The following is a 15,681-nucleotide window of genomic DNA, read 5'->3' as shown; positions in this document are numbered from 1 at the left end:
AGCGACCTCCTTCCCCCTCCCGGCAGTCTGACACCACATCGTTCGTCGCGATCCGTCCGCGTGGGCAGATGGCGGCCAGTCTAGTCCTGCCCGAAACGACGGGGATAACTCCACGTCTCTGCCGCCTCAGCTGTCGGTTCGACACGCGGGGCGTAGGGGTCGATACCCATCTGGCGCAGCCGTTCATGGACCTTGCCTTCGATGTGTCCATCGATGCGCCGTGCCAGCTTGGCGCGCAGTTGCGGCATGTTCTCGCCCTCGACGGCGGCCAGTGACGGCGGCGGCGCCTGCGGATGCAGCCGCTGCACCGGCAGCTGCGTGCCATCGGCGAGCAGCCAGACGACATGCTGCCGCTTCTCGATCCAGCCCGTATGGGCCGCTTCATATCCCTGCAGCACCGCCAGCGCCTGACCGAGCTGCGCCGCCAGTCCGCCCAGATGCGGCGCCGCGCCGACGAGGCCGCGCCGCTGGCCAGGTGCGCGAAACTCGCTGCAGGCAAACAGCAGTTCCTCGGCCACCCCGGCCAGCAGCGGCAGCGCTGCCTCGCCCGGCCGGGTTCTCGCCAGCGCCGCAACCTGTGTATGCAGCGCCTGCAGCCGCAGATAGAGCGCCTCGTGCCGCGCGGCCCGCGCCGCCGTGAGCTTTGAAACTGCCATTGTGCACTCCCGATTGCCGTTGCGGAGCAGTCTACTTCCGGCAAGACGGACGGGGATGAGTGCAGAGGACCTGCCCATCCGGGCGGGTGGCCGGCGCCTTGCACAATGGCCGGCCGGACCCAATCTATCGGACAAGCCGCCGCGCACTCCCCCGATGCAGCAGCGGCACCAGGCAAGGCCGCGCGCGAACCCTCCGCTGCGCGGCCTTTGCTTGTTCCTATGCCAGCAGCCGCGCCAGGCTGACGAAGAGCGGGATCCCCAGCAGGATGTTGAAAACGAAGGTGACGCCGAGCGACATGGCAATCGCCAGACCGATATCTGCATCCGGCAGGGCGAGCCGGACGGCGGCGGGCGCGGCGATGTAGCTGGCGCTGCCGGTCAGGATCCCGAGGGCGGCGGCAGACCCCGGATCGAGGCCCAGGAGGGAACCCGCGACGACGCCGATGGTGCCGTTCACCACCGCCAGACCGATGCCGATGCCAACGAGCTTCGGGGTGAGGCTTCGGGTCTTGATCAGGTGACGCGCCGCCACCAGACCCATGTCCAGCATGAACAGGCAGAGCACCCCCCGAAACGCATCCTTGAAGACCGGCTCGATGGGCGCGAAGCCGGATGGTCCGGCGACAAGGCCGATCACGAAACTGCCGGCCAGCAGCAGCACCGAGCCATTGGTGAATGCCTCGGCCAGATGGGTGTGGCCACCGTGGGTGGGGCTGACGCCTGCTGCGCTAGACCTTTGCGCCAGCCACAGCCCGGTCATGATTGCCGGGGTTTCCATCAGGGCCAGAACCGCCACCATGTAGCCGGCCGGGGGCATGCCGGCAGCAGTGAGGATTTCCGCGCCCGTCACAAAGGTGACGACCGAGACCGAGCCGTAATGCGCCGCGATGGCGCCGGCGTCGCGTTGATTGAGGCGAGCCAGCTTGCGCAATACCCAGAAGGCCGGCAGTGGCAGCAGCAGGCTGAGGCAGGTCCCCACAAGCCCGGCAACCAGCAGGTCCGAGGTGAAGCCGGTTTCCGATACCTGCACTCCGCCCTTCAGACCGATTGCCGCCATCAGATAAAGGGCCAGCGCTTTGCCGATCACCTCGGGCACCACCAGATCGCTGCGCACCAGCGCCGCGCCAGCCCCGAGGACGAAGAACAAAATGATGGGGGAGAGAAGGGTATCCATGAGTGTCGCCGGGTTCGTGCCAGTTGCTGGGCCTCCTCTAGACCGGCGCATTCGTTCTGAAAAATTCATTTAAAATATAGAGATGTTCTGTATAAGTGAATGAATGTCGAGCTTGAACTACGGCCATCTGCGGTACTTCCGGGAAGTGGCGCGCCTGGGGAACCTGACGCGCGCCGCGCAAGGCCTTGGAGTCTCCCAGTCCGCGCTGTCGACGCAGATCAGCACGCTCGAGCAGCGTCTGGGTCATCCGCTGTTTGAACGGGTGGGGCGACGCCTCATGCTGACGGAGGCCGGCCGCATTGCTCTCGAGCATGCCGATGCGATCTTTTCGGCCGGCGAGGACCTGCTGGCGACGCTGCGGGCCAATTCCGGTCGTCGTCAGGCGCTGCGCGTGGGCGCGTTGGCGACCCTGTCGCGGAATTTCCAGATCCAGTTTCTGAGCCCCAGCTTTGGTCGGCCCGACTTGGAGATCGTGCTGACCTCAGGCAGCCTGACCGAACTGGTCGGCCTGTTGCAGCACCTCGAGCTGGATGTCGTGCTTTGCAACGCGCCGCCGTCCTCACCGCCGGATGGCCTCATCGTGCACCGCTTGGCGCAGCAGGCGATCAGCCTGTTCGGTGCGCCGCGCTTGAACTGTACCGCCGCGACACCGAGCGAGGCGCTGTCATCCCATCCGGTCATCCTGCCCACCGGCGACAGCAGCCTGCGAGCCGACCTTGATGCGCTGTGCACTCGCCTCGGCGTCATCCCCATCGTGGTGGCCGAGGTCGACGACATGGCCATGCTTCGCCTCATGGCGCGCGAGGCAATCGGTCTCGCACCACTGCCGGCCATCGTCGTCCGCGACGAACTGGAGGCCGGCACGCTGCGTCAGATCGTGCCGCTACCAGGCATCCGCGAGTCCTTCTACGCCCTGACCTTCCGTCGACAGTTCCCCAGCCGCGTCGCCGGCGAGCTGATCGAAACCGCCTCGTCCTGGGAACGCTGAAGTGGCACAGCCTGGCGCTGTCGAATTCCGGCTCAACCCGTCGACCATGTGTGAAGCAGCCCATGCGGGTGCGTATCAATTGAGGGAGAGACAGATGGCGCGGTTTCTGGTGGCCATTCATCATCGCGATGATTTCGATGCGTCCAAGGAGGATGCGGCGACGGCGCGCGACATCAACGAGCTCAATGAAGAGATGAAGCAAGCCGGGGTCACGGTCTTTGTCGGCGGATTGCGGCCACCGGGGGAGGCCAGATCGGTCCGCGCCGAGGCCGACGGCGGGCTGTTGGTCACCGACGGGCCCTATATCGAGACCAGGGAGCACATTGGCGGCTTCTGGGTGCTGGACGTCGCCGACATGGACGCGGCATTGGCCTGGGGCCGCAAGGCAACGATCGCCTGCCGCGCCAATGTCGAGGTGCGGCCGTTCTACTGACGACTGCCGGAAGCCGGCGCGGGTCTACGCCTTGGCGCCGTCGCCGCTGACGGCGCCGAACAGGCGCTCGAGAAAACCCTGTTCCTTGTTGCCCTGCATCTCCTTGCGCAGCTCGACCAGCACCGCGCTGGTGGCGTCGAGGCGCTGGCAGGCGAGGGTGGCGACATGCAGTGCCGCGATCGGCGTGCGCTCCAGCCAGTCGATGCCGTCCTCGATGACCCGCACCTCGACCGGGGTCAGGGCCCGCACCGTGGCCGAGTGATCGACACCGAGCAGCACGCTCATTTCGCCCACCAGTGCCCCGGCGCCTTCGATGCGGGCGATCTCGATGCCGTCGCGCATCACGCAGAGCTTGCCGCTGACCAGCACGAAAAGCTCGCCACCGGCCTCACCGGCTTCGATGAGGTCGTCGCCGGGCTCGAGCGTCCGCGACGGCTGGGCATTGGTGAGGGTGAGCAGATTGGCCATGTCGGTCTCCGCAAGAGAAGAAGCGAGCCTAGGATGAAGCGGCCGGGCGGGCAATGGCATATGGCGGGGCTGAGGCGAGGTGCGAGCCGTTATGCGAGCGGCCGCCAACGAACTGCGAGGTGCGAGCCGTTATGCGAGCAGCCGCCAACGAACTGCGAGGTGCGAGCCGTTATGCGAGCAGCCGCCGACCAACAATGGCGTCCCGCGCTGAACACGCGATGTCGCAGTAGGGCAGGGCCGGCTCGCGGCATACTGAGGCGGTGCGGGTTTCGGCGCGTCACGCTGTTCTTGCGTTGGCGGACGTCTCGCGCAGGGGCTCGCGACTCGCCTGGGGGACTATTCGTCCCCCATTTTCAGCGCCTTGATGAAGGCTTCCTGCGGGATGTCGACATTGCCGTACTGCCGCATCTTGGCTTTGCCCTTCTTCTGCTTTTCCAAGAGCTTGCGCTTGCGGGTGGCGTCGCCGCCATAGCACTTGGCAGTCACGTCCTTGCGCATGGCGCGCACGGTTTCGCGGGCGATGATCTTGCCGCCGATGGCCGCCTGGATAGGAATGACGAAGAGGTGCGGCGGGATCAGCTCCTTGAGCTTTTCGCACATGATGCGGCCGCGCGTTTCGGCCACGTTGCGGTGCACCAGCATCGAGAGCGCATCGACCGGCTCGGAATTGACCAGCACCGAGAGCTTGACCAGATCGCCCTCGCGATAGTCGGCGAGCACATAGTCGAAGCTGGCATAGCCCTTGGAGATCGACTTCAGGCGATCGTAGAAATCGAACACCACTTCGTTGAGCGGCAGGTCGTATTCGACCAGTGCCCGGTTGCCGACATAGCTCAGGTTGCGCTGCACGCCGCGCCGGTCCTGGCAGAGCTTGAGGATCGAGCCGAGATACTCGTCCGGCGTCAGGATGGTGGCCTTGATCCATGGCTCGCGGATTTCCGAGATCTTGACCACATCCGGCAGATCGGCCGGATTGTGCAGCATCAGCTTGTCGCCATTGGTCATGTGCACTTCGTAGACAACCGAGGGCGCCGTCGCGATCAGGTCGAGATCGAACTCGCGGCTGAGCCGCTCCTGGATGATTTCGAGATGCAGCAGCCCGAGAAAGCCGCAGCGGAAGCCGAAGCCGAGCGCCGCCGAGGTTTCCATCTCGTAGGAGAAGCTGGCATCGTTGAGCCGCAGCTTGCCCATGGCATTGCGCAACTCGTCGAAATCGGAAGCATCGACCGGGAACAGGCCGCAGAACACCACCGGCTGCGCCGGCCGGAAGTCGGGCAGCGGCTCGGCCGTCGGCTTGCGGTCGTCGGTGATGGTGTCGCCGACATTGGTATCGGCCACTTCCTTGATCGAGGCGGTGAAAAAGCCGATTTCGCCCGGCCCGAGTTCGCCGATATCGACGAGCTTGGGGGTGAACACGCCGACACGGTCGAGCTCATAGGTGGCGCCCGAGGCCATCATGCGGATCTTCTGACCCTTCTTGATGGTGCCGTCGATGACGCGGATCAGCACCACGACGCCCAGATAGGTGTCGTACCAGCTGTCGACCAGCAACGCCTTGAGCGGCAGCGACACGTCGCCCTTGGGCGGCGGCAGGCGATGCACGATGGCTTCCAGCACGGTGTCGATGCCGATACCGGTCTTGGCCGAGATTTCCAGCGCCTCGGAGGCGTCGAGGCCGATGACGTCCTCGATCTGCTGCTTGACTCGCGGCACGTCTGCGGCCGGCAGGTCGACCTTGTTGAGCACCGGCACGATCTCGTGGTCGGCGTCCAGAGCATGATAGACATTGGCCAGCGTCTGCGCCTCGACGCCCTGGCTGGCGTCGACCACCAGCAGCGAACCCTCGACGGCGGCCATCGAGCGGCTGACTTCATAGGCGAAGTCGACATGGCCGGGCGTGTCGATCAGGTTGAGAACGTAGGTCTCGCCGTTCTGCGCCTTGTAGTTGAGCCGCACCGTCTGCGCCTTGATGGTGATGCCGCGCTCGCGCTCGATATCCATCGAGTCGAGCACCTGCGCCTTCATCTCGCGCAATTCGAGCCCGCCGGTCATCTGGATCAGCCGGTCGGCCAGCGTGGACTTGCCATGGTCGATATGGGCGACGATGGAAAAATTGCGGATATGGTCGAGGGGTACGGACATGAGGCGGCTGATAGCAGACCCGCGGGGTCCGGCAAAGATGGTTTATCAGCGGTTAAGCCGCAGAATTGCGGCCCATGTGCACCGTGCATGGCTGGACGGTGCACGGGCGAGGCCCTAGAGGTCGTGCCATGATCGATGAGCACTACGCCAATCCGCGGCTGGCCGCCATTTACGACCTCAGCAGCGGCTGGTCGGCGGATCGCGATTTCTATCTGGCGCTGGCGCCCTCGACCCCGCAGCGCGTCCTCGATCTGGGCTGCGGCACCGGGCTGCTCGCCAATGCCTATGCGGCGCGCGGCCACCACGTCACCGGCGTCGATCCCGCCGCCGCCATGCTCGATGTGGCCCGCAGGCGGCCCTTCGGGCCGGAGATCGACTGGGTGCTGTCCGCGGCGGAGGATTTCCGCTCGTCGGCCCGCTTCGATCTCATCATCTCCACCGGCCACGCCTTTCAGGTGCTGCTCGACGACGCAGCGGTCAACCGGACCTTCGCCATGGTGGCGGGTCGGCTGGCGCCCGGCGGACGTTTCGTCTTCGAGAGCCGCAATCCCGATATCGACTGGGCCACCCGCTGGGACTACGCCGTTGCCGAAGTCGCGGTCGACGGCCGGCCGCTGAGGGAAGAACGGCAGTTCCTCGGGCGGGATGGAGAATTCGTGCGCTTCGAGCAGCGTTTCAGCTTCCCCGACGAGACGCTGCTATCGCGGAGCACCTTGCGCTTCATGAGCCACGACGCCATCGCGGCCCGGCTGGCGGCAGCCGGATTGCGGCTCGACCGCGTGCTCGGCGACTGGGCCGGTGCCGCCTTCGATGGTACCCAGGAGGAAATGATCTTTCTCGTGCGGGCAACCTGAGCGCCCTTAGCGCGTTGGATGGACATGCGGATTCCAGCAGTCGTGTGTCTTGCGGCCCTTGCCCAGATAACAATGTTCCAGGCCTTTGCGCAGGACACCACGGTGTCGCTGCCTGAACCGCGTCCCGCTACCGTCACCACCGCGGAACCACCGGCCGTCACGCCTGAGGTACCCCTGCCACGCACCCGGCCGAATGCAGACGAGACCAAAGTTCCGGTCGAACCGGACGCGAAGGCGCCCGAGGATGTCACTCGCGAGCCAACCGGCCCCGACGAGCGACCCGCGCCGAAGGACGAACCCAAGGAGCCACCCGGGCCGCCGCGCGTCTACCAGAGCGCCTGTCCCGCCGTGGTCGCCGGCGCGGTCGAGGCCGACATGCTGCCACCGATTGCCGACAGCCAGTGCGGCGCGCGCTCGCCGCTGGCGCTGACGGGCGTACTGGTCAATGGCCGCATGGTGCAAATCTCGGGCGGCGTGACCACCACCTGCGGCGTTGCCACCGCACTGCCGGCCTGGGCGGCGTCGATCGATGCCTATCTCTTTGCCAGGGAAAACACCCGTCTCGACGAGGTGCTGATCGGCACCAGCTACATGTGCCGCAACGTCAACAATGCCGGTTCCGGCAATTTGAGCTTTCACGCCTTTGCCGAGGCATTGGACGTGATCGGCTTCAAACTGCAGGATGGCAGGACAGTGACTGTCGAGGGGGGATGGAGCGATCCGCTCTCATCGGAGGGCCGTTTGCTGCGCTTTGCGCATGACAGCGCCTGTACGCAGTTCACCACCACGCTCGGCCCTGAGGCCAATGCCCTGCATCACGATCATCTCCACATCGATATGGGATGTCACGGCAAGACGTGTACGGCGCGGCTGTGTGAGTAGTCGCGACGGCCTAGCGGTCGTCGCGGCGGGGATGATGGGTCGGCAGGTCGGCTAGGTCCCGCAGGCTGAGGCCATCCTGCCAGGTGGTGCGGCGCGGCCGCGACGAAGTGCGCAGCAGGCCAAGTATCGCTAGAAATCTCATTGTTCAGTCCAAGTCCTTTTTGTTTCGCTGCCGGTTCTAGTCAGGTTGCATGAACCCGACATGAACTAGCAGGCGTTGCATTCGTCTGTTGGCGGATGCGTGTGGGGAAGATCCGCAAGTTCGCTGCGGCTCATGTGAGACAGATGGTCAGGCGGGCACTCAACTTCAATGAGTGTCGCCAGCCAGGCCCGGATTGTCATGAAGATTTTGTACATGTCGTGTCCGCCTTTCTCGGTTGAGACCGTAATATCGGACGCCCGCAGATCGAAACAATCGACAAGATGACCTGTCTCGATATAGAAAACCTACATGGCAAATCCTTTTCCCGTTCCGCTCAATGCCATCCGTGCCATCGAGATCGTGGCGCGCCGGGGTGCCCTGGCGCCTGCCGCAGAGGAACTGGGAGTGACACCCGGCGCGGTCAGCCAGCACCTGCGGCGCGCCGAGGAGCGGCTGGGCATCGAGCTGTTCGAGCGCACGCCGCAGGGCCTTGTGCCGACGCCGGCACTGCAGGCGATTGCGCCGCAGCTGCGCGACGGCTTTGCGGTGCTGGCCAATGCCGTCTCCGCCCTCCGGGTGGCCGGCGACCACGTGCTGACCGTGACCACCGGCAATGTCTTTGCCTCGCGCTGGCTGGTCTGGCGACTGGGCAAGTTCACCCAGCTGCACCCCGACATCGACGTGCGGCTGGCGGTCAACGGCGCGCCGATCGATCTCGCGCATTCCGATATCGACTGCGGCATCCGCTACGGGCGTGGCGTCTGGAGCGGGCTGCGATCGGAGCGCGTCGGCGGCGAGAGCTACAGCCCGGTGGTGGCACCGGCACTGGCGGCAGGGCTGCGGACGCCGGCCGACTTTGCCACTATTCCGGTGATCCAGGATCTGGCGACCATGCTGAGCTGGGCCGACTGGTTCGAGCTCGCCGGTGTTCGGCCACAGCCGGTCACCACCGGACCGACCTACTCCGACCCGGCCCTCGCCTTTGACGCGGCCGTATCGGCGCAGGGCGCGCTGCTGACCGTCGACGCCATGTCCGCCTATGCCATTGCCGACGGGCGGCTGGTCCGGCCCTTCGATCTCTCGGTGCGCGACGGATTGGGCTACTGGTTCATTTCCGTCGAGGGGCGCCGCGAGCCACGCAAGACGCGGCTGTTCCGGGAATGGGTGGCAGCCGAGATGGCCGGTGACGGAGCGGCGCTCACGACCATGTGACGGCATGCCGTCGCAAACCGCGCCCCCACATACTTATGTTATTTGCAGCCCGTCGGTCTCCGTGCAAACCTCCGGACAGACCCGATAGGCGGGTGTCCTGCGGGCATCGTGACAGACGCTGTATCGGGGCGGAGCAATCCTGCGCAAGCATTTATCTATGCCGGTTTCCATGGCGGACGCCGGTCCTTCGAGCGCGGACTTGACCATGAACATTCATGTTGCAGGCAAAACGGCCCTTGTCGTTGATGATGAATTCCTCATCGCCGCCATGATCGAGGACATCCTGGCACGTGAGGGCATCCAGGTGCTGCTCGCCACCCAGGAGAACGAGGCGGCAGACCTGCTGCGGGATCGCAAGGTCGACTTCGCCTTCCTCGACTACCGGCTGAACTCGTCCTCGAGTGAGCAGCTCTGGTCCGAACTGCAGGCCAAGGGCATTCCGTTTGCCTTTTGCACCGGCTCCGCACCAGAGGAAATGCAGAGCCGCTTTCCCGGCGTCATGGTCATCGGCAAGCCGTTCAGCGAAACCTCCATCGTCGACGCCGCCAGGTCGCTCACCAGCGTCCGCTAGCACCGGCATTCAGCCCTTTGCCGTCATGCCGCATCGCGGCACGCGGTGTGCCGGCTTGCGCTTCGCCATCTCAAACATTAGAATTCCTCTAATCTAAAGAGGAATATCGTTTATGTTCAGTCGCTTGTGGCAAGCCAATCGGCGCGAATTCAGTTCCCTGAACGAGCGGGAAATCCTCTCGCTGGCCATCGCTGCGGAGGAAGAGGACAGTCAGATCTATTCCGAGCTGGCCACGCAGCTCGAGCCGACCTATCCCGGCTCGGCGGCGATCTTCGAGGGCATGGCCGCCGAGGAGCATGAACACCGCCGCCGCCTGCTCGAACTTTACGAGCAGAAATTCGGGCCCCGCCTGGTCCCCATCCGCCGCGAGCATGTGCGCGGTTTCCTGCAGCGCAAGCCGATCTGGCTGATGAAGAACCTCACCCTCGAGGCCGTGCGCCAGGTGGTGTGGGAAATGGAGGAGGGTGCCTACCGCTACTATATGGAAGCGGCCAAGCAGTGCGGCGATGCCTCCGTCCGCAAGCTGCTGGGCGATCTGGCCGAAGAGGAACGGCACCACGCCGATGCGGCCGATCAGCTCGACGCCGACAAGCTCGGCATCACGGGCAGGGAGACCGAAAAGAGCGAGGCGCATCGCCAGTTCGTGCTGACCTATGTGCAGCCTGGCCTCGCCGGGCTGATGGACGGCTCGGTCTCCACCCTGGCGCCGGTGTTCGCGGCGGCCTTTGCCACCGGCGATACCTGGCAGACCTTTCTGGTCGGCCTTGCTGCGGCCGTCGGCGCCGGCATTTCCATGGGCTTTACCGAGGCGGCTTCCGATGACGGCAAGCTCACCGGCCGCGGTTCGCCGATCAAGCGCGGCCTGGCGGCCGGCGTGATGACGGCGCTCGGCGGGCTCGGCCATGCGCTGCCTTATCTGATCCACGATTTCTGGGTCGCCACCAGCGTCGCTGCCGTTGTCGTGCTGGTCGAACTCTGGGCCATTGCCTTCATCCAGCAGCGTTACATGCAGACGCCGTTCTGGCGGGCCGCCTTGCAGGTGGTGGTGGGCGGCGCGCTGGTCTTTGCCGCCGGCATCCTGATAGGTAGTGCCTGAGGAAACCGGTCTGGGGGAGTAATGGAGCAGCGGTTCACTGCCTCCGACGGCGTCAGCCTGGTCTACGATGATCGCGGCGCCGGCTCCGACGTCGTGGTGCTCTGTCATGGCCTCGCGGCAGCCGGCGAACAGCTCTTTGCCGATGCCGACTATTTTGCCGGCCGCGGTCATCGTGTGCTGGTGCCCGACCTGCGCGGCCACGGCCGCTCCGGCAAACCGGCATCCCTCGACCAGCAGACGCTGGGCATCGATCGCCTCGCCACCGACCTGCTCGAAATGCTCGATCATGCCGGCGTTGATCGGGTCCACTGGGTCGGCAATTCGCTGGGCGGCATCGTCGCGCTCTGGATGCTGGGCAGCCACGAACGGCGCCTGCGCACGCTGGCGACCTTCGGCACCAGCTACAGTCTGAGCGTCCCCGATTTCTGGGCGCCCATCGTGCCGCCCCTGCAGGCGCTGCTCGGCAAGCCGCTGGTCGCCTGGATCGCTGCGCGAGCCACGACCCGCAACCTGGCGGCACGACCCATGATCGAACGGCTCATCGGGCAGTTCGACCCGGCAGTCGGCCTGCCGCTGACGCGCAACCTCGCCCATTACGATCTGATCGCCAACGCCACGCGGGCCAGGCTGCCCATCCTGCTGCTGCGCGGCAGCGAGGACCGCGCCATCAACGCCGCACTCGGGCCGACCCTCGCGGCCATGCTGCAGCGACCGAATTTCACCCTCGTCGACCTGCCCGGCGGCGGCCATTGCGCCAATCTCGACGCCGCCGACCAGTTGCACGCCGAACTCGAGCGCTTCTGGGCCGCCTCCTAGCTGCCGACGATGACAGTCCCGGTTCCCCGCCCTATGGTTCCGGTTGCGACCGGCTGACCTGGCGACAAACGCCGTGCTGTCCGGCAGCATTGGAGGGGAAAGCCATGAATTCATATCTGTTGAGGAACGTCACCATCTGGGACGCCATCGACGATGAGCCGTTCGTCGGGGAGGTCGTCGTCGAAGGCAACCGCATCAAGACCGTGGCGCGCGGCGCCAACCAGATCAGCGACGCGAGTGCTGCCGAGATCATCGATGGCGGTGGCCAGTTCCTGATGCCGGGGCTGGTCGAGGGCCATTGCCATCTCAGCTTCGTCGGCCCGGCGCGCAACCAGGACCTCGGCGAAATTCCGCCCGAGGAGCATCTGCTGCGCACCTGTCGCAACGCCACCATGATCCTCGATTACGGCTTCACCTCCTGCTACTCGGCGGCCAGCGCCAAGATGCGCATCGACGTGGTGGTGCGCCAGGAGATCGAGGACGGCTATCTCAAGGGCCCGCGCTATCGTGCCGCCGGTCCCGAGATCACCGTCACCGGCGGGCTTGGCGACGAGCGCAAGCAGCATATGCATGCCGAAAGTTTCGGCCTGATCGCCGATGGCGTCGACGAGGTCCGCAAGGCCGTGCGGCTCTGCTGCCGCGAGGGTGTCGACAACGTCAAGTTCAATGTCTCCGGCGACGAGTTCGTCGGCCATGCGCGGGCCGAGATCGTCTCGCTGTCGGAAGAGGAACTGACCGTCGGCGTGCAGACCGCCCATGACTGGGGCAAGCGCGTCGCCTGCCACTCGCGCGCCGCCGAGTCGGTCAAGCGCGCCGTGCGCGCCGGTGTCGACTGCATCTACCATTGCGACTTCGCCGACGAGGAGGCGCTCGACATGCTCGAGGCCGCCAAGGATCGCGTCATCGTCGGGCCTGCCTTCGGGCTGGTCCACAACTCGGTCTATGAGGGCGACGTGGTCGGTCTGACACGGGAGCGCGTCGAGGCCATGGGCCTCTTCCGCAAGATCGAGCACACGATCGAAACCTATCACCAGATGCGCAAGCGCGGCATGCGCGTGGTGGTCGGCGGCGACTACGGCTTCACCGTTACGCCGATGGGCCAGAATGCGCGCGATATCGGCCACTTCGTCAAGTTCTTCGGCTACTCGCCCGCCGAAGCCCTGCGCTGCGCCACCGCCGTCGGCGGCGACCTGATGGGTCACAAGGGCGAGCTCGGCGTCATCCGGGAGGGGGCGCTGGCCGACATCCTGCTGGTCGACGGTAACCCGCTGCTCGACCAGTCCATCCTCGTGGGTCCGCACCACTTCTCGCTGATCATGAAGGACGGGGCCCTGCATCGCGACCCGCGCGATCCGCGCACCAATCCCTATGCCGCCGGCAAGGCGGGCAGCAGGGGATCGCAGGCACGGCAGGCGACGGGCCCGGCGCCGGTCTGATCCATCCCGGGCGTGGCGGCTAGACTTCCGCCACGCTCACCGCTTCGGTGGTCCAGTCACGGCCGCGGTCGGCCCCGTCGATGGGCTCGATCCACACCGACTTCGGCGCGCTCTGCACCTGGCCGTAGAATGTCACGAACGCCGTGTCGGCGGCATCGCGGCCAATACCGATACGCACGATGCCGTCGACCGGGCAGAGCCGCGTTGCGTCGAACAGGTACCAGCGTCCGCCCAGATAGGCCTCGAACACCGCGTGGAAATCCTGCGGCTGCAGCTGCCAGCCATAGGCTGACACGAACCGGGCCGGAATGCCCAGCGCCCGGCAGAAGCTGATCCCCAGATGGGCGAAGTCGCGGCAGACACCGGCCCGCTCGGAAAAGGTATCCTGCGCCGAAGTCGCCGACTGGCTGACGCCGGCAACGTAGTCGACACGGTCGTAGATCCAGTTGCAGATCGCCGTGACCTTCTCGTGCCCCACGCCGACATTGCCGAACTCGCGCCAGGCGAAGCGCCCCAGCTTGTCGCTCTCGCAATAGCGGCTGGGATAGAGATAGGGCAGCACGTCGAGCGGCAGCTGCGCCACCGGCACTTCGTAGATGCTCGACGGGTCGAACGCCTTGGGCATGGTCTCGACTTCCGCCTCGTAGCGGATGTTCAGCGTGCCCGGCCAGACCAGTACCCGGCGGTAGAGGTTGGAGCTCTCCTTGGCCTGATGCGGTTCGCTCTGGATCGACGGCGTCAGCGTCAGCCGCTCCGACAGCACGTGCTGCTGTGCGCCACGCATCGGCTCGATGTTGAGGATCAGGGTAGTCGGCTGCTCGATGGTGTAGTCGAGTTCGCAGCCAAGCGAGAACCGCATGATGTGTTCCTGGTACAGGTGATGACGACCCACAATGGTCTCGATGTGCTACGGTTCCCGGCGATTGCATCGCAATTGCCGCAGGCGCGGCACTTTTCTCGCCTCTGCGCGTTGACGACGCCATGACCATACTGCGCGTTCGTCATACCACAACCTACGCCTACAGGCGCCCCGTCGGGTTCGGCGAGCATCGCGTGCTGTTTCGCCCGCGCGACAGCTACGACCAGCGCCTGCTGCTGGCCGATATCGACATCTCGCCCGTACCGTCATCGCTCACCTGGATGCACGACGTCTTCGGCAACTGCGTCGCCCTCGCCAGGTTCGACAGCAAGGCCGCCGAACTGCGCTTCGAGACCAACATCGCCCTCGACCACGCCCCGCCGACCGCGCCGCAGTTCCAGACCCAGAAGCAGGGCCGGACCTGGCCCATGCAATACGACGACGAGACCTTGCCAGATCTCGAGCCGTCAATGCGCCGCCACTATACCAACGATGCCGGCGCGGTGGAGAAATGGGCCCGCCGTTTCGTCAAGCCGCAAGGCACCACTGACACCGCGCACCTGCTCGCCACCATGACCATGGCCATCCGCGAGGGCTTCGTCTACTCGCGCCGCACCGATCCGGGCACCCAGCCGCCCGAACTGACCCTGTCGATCGGCAGCGGCACCTGCCGGGACTTCGCCCTGCTGATGATGGAGGCCTGCCGCTCGCTCGGCCTCGCGGCGCGCTTCGTCACCGGCTACATCTACGTGCCCAGCCGCGATGGCTCGGTCACCCGCGGCGGTGGCGCCACCCACGCCTGGTGTCAGGTCTACCTGCCGGGCGCCGGCTGGGTCGAGTTCGATCCCACCAACGGCATTGTCGGCAATCGCGACCTCATCCGCGTCGGGGTGGCGCGCGATCCGCGCCAGGCCATCCCGCTCAGCGGCACCTATGTCGGGCGGAAGGACGATCCGCAGGGCATGACCGTCCAGGTCAACGTCACCACGGCCGATCCCGCCATCGCGCCCATCCCGCAAATCGAGGACGTCTGATCATGCAGATCAAGGCCGGCTATACCTTGCGCTACGAATGCCCGCAGCCCACCCCGATGCTGCTCAATCTCAACATCCACCCCTCGCGGCGGGCCGATCTGCTGACGCCGCAGGTGCTGAACTTTTCGCCGCCGGCCGAGGTCTGGGACTATACCGACAGCTTCGGCAATGTTGCGACCCGGGTGACCGCACCGGCCGGCGCGCTGACCATCTCCACAGCCTTCGAGATCTATGATTCCGGCCTGCCCGACGTAGTGCCGCACGATGCCGTGCAGCATCACATCCGCGACCTCCCCGACGACACGCTGACCTTCCTGATGGGCAGCCGCTATTGCGAGACCGACCTGCTCGGCAATGTCGCCTGGCAGCTCTTCGGCAATACGCCGCCGGGCTGGCCGCGCGTCCAGGCGGTGCTCGACTTCGTCCACAATCACATCCGCTTCGACTACATGCAGGCCGACCCCACGCGGACCGCCTTCGGCGGCTACAACCAGCAGGTCGGCGTCTGCCGCGACTTTGCCCATCTCGCCATCACCTTCTGCCGCTGCCTCAACATCCCGGCGCGCTACTGCACCGGCTACCTCGGCGATATCGGCGTTCCGCCCGTGCCCGACCCGATGGATTTCTCGGCCTGGTTCGAGGTCTATCTGGGCGGCCACTGGTATACGGCCGACGCCCGGCACAACACGCCGCGCATCGGCCGCATCCTGATGGCCATCGGTCGCGACGCCACCGACGTGGCATTGTCGACCCAGTTCGGCCCCGCCGTTCTGGACGGCTTCGAGGTGGTGACCGACGAACTTGCCGCACCTGCCAGTGCGGCGAGATCACCGGCCTGAGCAGCCGGCGTCGGGCGTTGACCGCCGGCCGCGGCAGGCGGCAAAGTTCGCATTTTGTACACGGACAAATTCGGTTACT

General features: G+C 65.7%; 17 protein-coding genes. 11 read left to right on the top strand and 6 right to left on the bottom strand.

What is annotated here, in order from left to right:
• Window positions 1-80: 80 nt before the first annotated feature.
• Both AC0L4C_RS02750 and AC0L4C_RS02745 read right to left on the bottom strand, forming a co-directional pair.
• A complete protein-coding gene (locus AC0L4C_RS02750; protein ID WP_473401993.1) occupies window positions 81-656 on the bottom strand; it encodes a hypothetical protein in 576 nt (191 codons plus the stop codon).
• Window positions 657-873: 217 nt separating this feature from the next.
• Entirely contained in the window at window positions 874-1,830 is a 957-nt protein-coding gene (locus tag AC0L4C_RS02745) for a sodium-dependent bicarbonate transport family permease (protein ID WP_473401992.1), read from the bottom strand.
• A gap of 103 nt (window positions 1,831-1,933) precedes the next feature.
• Here AC0L4C_RS02745 and AC0L4C_RS02740 point away from each other — a divergent pair, with 103 nt between their 5' ends.
• On the top strand, window positions 1,934-2,818 hold the full coding sequence (locus AC0L4C_RS02740) for a LysR family transcriptional regulator (protein ID WP_473401991.1): 885 nt from the start codon (window positions 1,934-1,936) through the stop codon (window positions 2,816-2,818).
• A 94-nt stretch (window positions 2,819-2,912) separates the two neighbouring features.
• Window positions 2,913-3,251 carry a YciI family protein gene (locus tag AC0L4C_RS02735; protein WP_473401990.1) on the top strand — a complete coding sequence of 113 codons (339 nt, stop codon included), beginning with the start codon at window positions 2,913-2,915 and terminating at the stop codon, window positions 3,249-3,251.
• 24 nt (window positions 3,252-3,275) lie between these two features.
• Here AC0L4C_RS02735 and AC0L4C_RS02730 read toward each other — a convergent pair whose 3' ends face one another.
• Together AC0L4C_RS02730 and lepA are read right to left on the bottom strand one after the other, a co-directional pair.
• Window positions 3,276-3,719 carry a Crp/Fnr family transcriptional regulator gene (locus AC0L4C_RS02730; protein ID WP_473401989.1) on the bottom strand — a complete coding sequence of 148 codons (444 nt, stop codon included), beginning with the start codon at window positions 3,717-3,719 and terminating at the stop codon, window positions 3,276-3,278.
• Window positions 3,720-4,055: 336 nt separating this feature from the next.
• Complete coding sequence (lepA, locus tag AC0L4C_RS02725) at window positions 4,056-5,861, bottom strand: translation elongation factor 4 (protein WP_473401988.1); 1,806 nt, start codon at window positions 5,859-5,861, stop codon at window positions 4,056-4,058.
• 128 nt (window positions 5,862-5,989) lie between these two features.
• On the opposite strand from lepA, the gene AC0L4C_RS02720 reads away from it, so the two are divergent.
• Both AC0L4C_RS02720 and AC0L4C_RS02715 read left to right on the top strand, forming a co-directional pair.
• A complete protein-coding gene (locus AC0L4C_RS02720; protein ID WP_473401987.1) occupies window positions 5,990-6,715 on the top strand; it encodes a class I SAM-dependent DNA methyltransferase in 726 nt (241 codons plus the stop codon).
• Window positions 6,716-6,787: 72 nt separating this feature from the next.
• Window positions 6,788-7,597: an extensin-like domain-containing protein gene (locus tag AC0L4C_RS02715; protein WP_473401986.1), complete on the top strand. Its 810-nt coding sequence runs from the start codon at window positions 6,788-6,790 to the stop codon at window positions 7,595-7,597.
• Between the two features lie 10 nt (window positions 7,598-7,607).
• On the opposite strand, the gene AC0L4C_RS02710 is transcribed toward AC0L4C_RS02715, so the two are convergent.
• Window positions 7,608-7,739, bottom strand: a complete 132-nt coding sequence (locus tag AC0L4C_RS02710; protein WP_473401985.1) for a hypothetical protein — start codon at window positions 7,737-7,739, stop codon at window positions 7,608-7,610.
• A gap of 309 nt (window positions 7,740-8,048) precedes the next feature.
• On the opposite strand from AC0L4C_RS02710, the gene AC0L4C_RS02705 reads away from it, so the two are divergent.
• From AC0L4C_RS02705 to AC0L4C_RS02685, 5 genes are all read left to right on the top strand, one after another.
• Window positions 8,049-8,951, top strand: coding sequence for a LysR substrate-binding domain-containing protein (locus tag AC0L4C_RS02705; protein WP_473401984.1), 903 nt, complete (start codon window positions 8,049-8,051; stop codon window positions 8,949-8,951).
• Between the two features lie 205 nt (window positions 8,952-9,156).
• A complete protein-coding gene (locus AC0L4C_RS02700; protein WP_473401983.1) occupies window positions 9,157-9,522 on the top strand; it encodes a response regulator in 366 nt (121 codons plus the stop codon).
• 112 nt (window positions 9,523-9,634) lie between these two features.
• A complete protein-coding gene (gene mbfA, locus AC0L4C_RS02695) occupies window positions 9,635-10,618 on the top strand; it encodes an iron exporter MbfA (RefSeq protein WP_473401982.1) in 984 nt (327 codons plus the stop codon).
• A 21-nt stretch (window positions 10,619-10,639) separates the two neighbouring features.
• Complete coding sequence (locus AC0L4C_RS02690) at window positions 10,640-11,434, top strand: alpha/beta fold hydrolase (RefSeq protein WP_473401981.1); 795 nt, start codon at window positions 10,640-10,642, stop codon at window positions 11,432-11,434.
• 104 nt (window positions 11,435-11,538) lie between these two features.
• On the top strand, window positions 11,539-12,870 hold the full coding sequence (locus AC0L4C_RS02685; RefSeq protein WP_473401980.1) for a metal-dependent hydrolase family protein: 1,332 nt from the start codon (window positions 11,539-11,541) through the stop codon (window positions 12,868-12,870).
• Window positions 12,871-12,889: 19 nt separating this feature from the next.
• Here the strand turns inward: AC0L4C_RS02685 and AC0L4C_RS02680 are convergent, their stop codons facing one another.
• Window positions 12,890-13,729 (bottom strand): transglutaminase-like domain-containing protein, encoded by an 840-nt coding sequence (locus AC0L4C_RS02680; protein ID WP_473401979.1) that lies wholly within the window; start codon window positions 13,727-13,729, stop codon window positions 12,890-12,892.
• 122 nt (window positions 13,730-13,851) lie between these two features.
• On the opposite strand from AC0L4C_RS02680, the gene AC0L4C_RS02675 reads away from it, so the two are divergent.
• On the top strand, window positions 13,852-14,763 hold the full coding sequence (locus AC0L4C_RS02675; RefSeq protein WP_473401978.1) for a transglutaminase family protein: 912 nt from the start codon (window positions 13,852-13,854) through the stop codon (window positions 14,761-14,763).
• Between the two features lie 2 nt (window positions 14,764-14,765).
• Complete coding sequence (locus AC0L4C_RS02670; RefSeq protein WP_473401977.1) at window positions 14,766-15,602, top strand: transglutaminase-like domain-containing protein; 837 nt, start codon at window positions 14,766-14,768, stop codon at window positions 15,600-15,602.
• The last annotated feature ends 79 nt before the right edge of the window (window positions 15,603-15,681 follow it).

The sequence above is a fragment of the Devosia sp. J20-27 genome, from assembly GCF_055808595.1.
The sequence above is the reverse complement of the archived record's forward strand: the minus strand, read 5'-3'. Positions and strand labels throughout refer to the sequence as shown.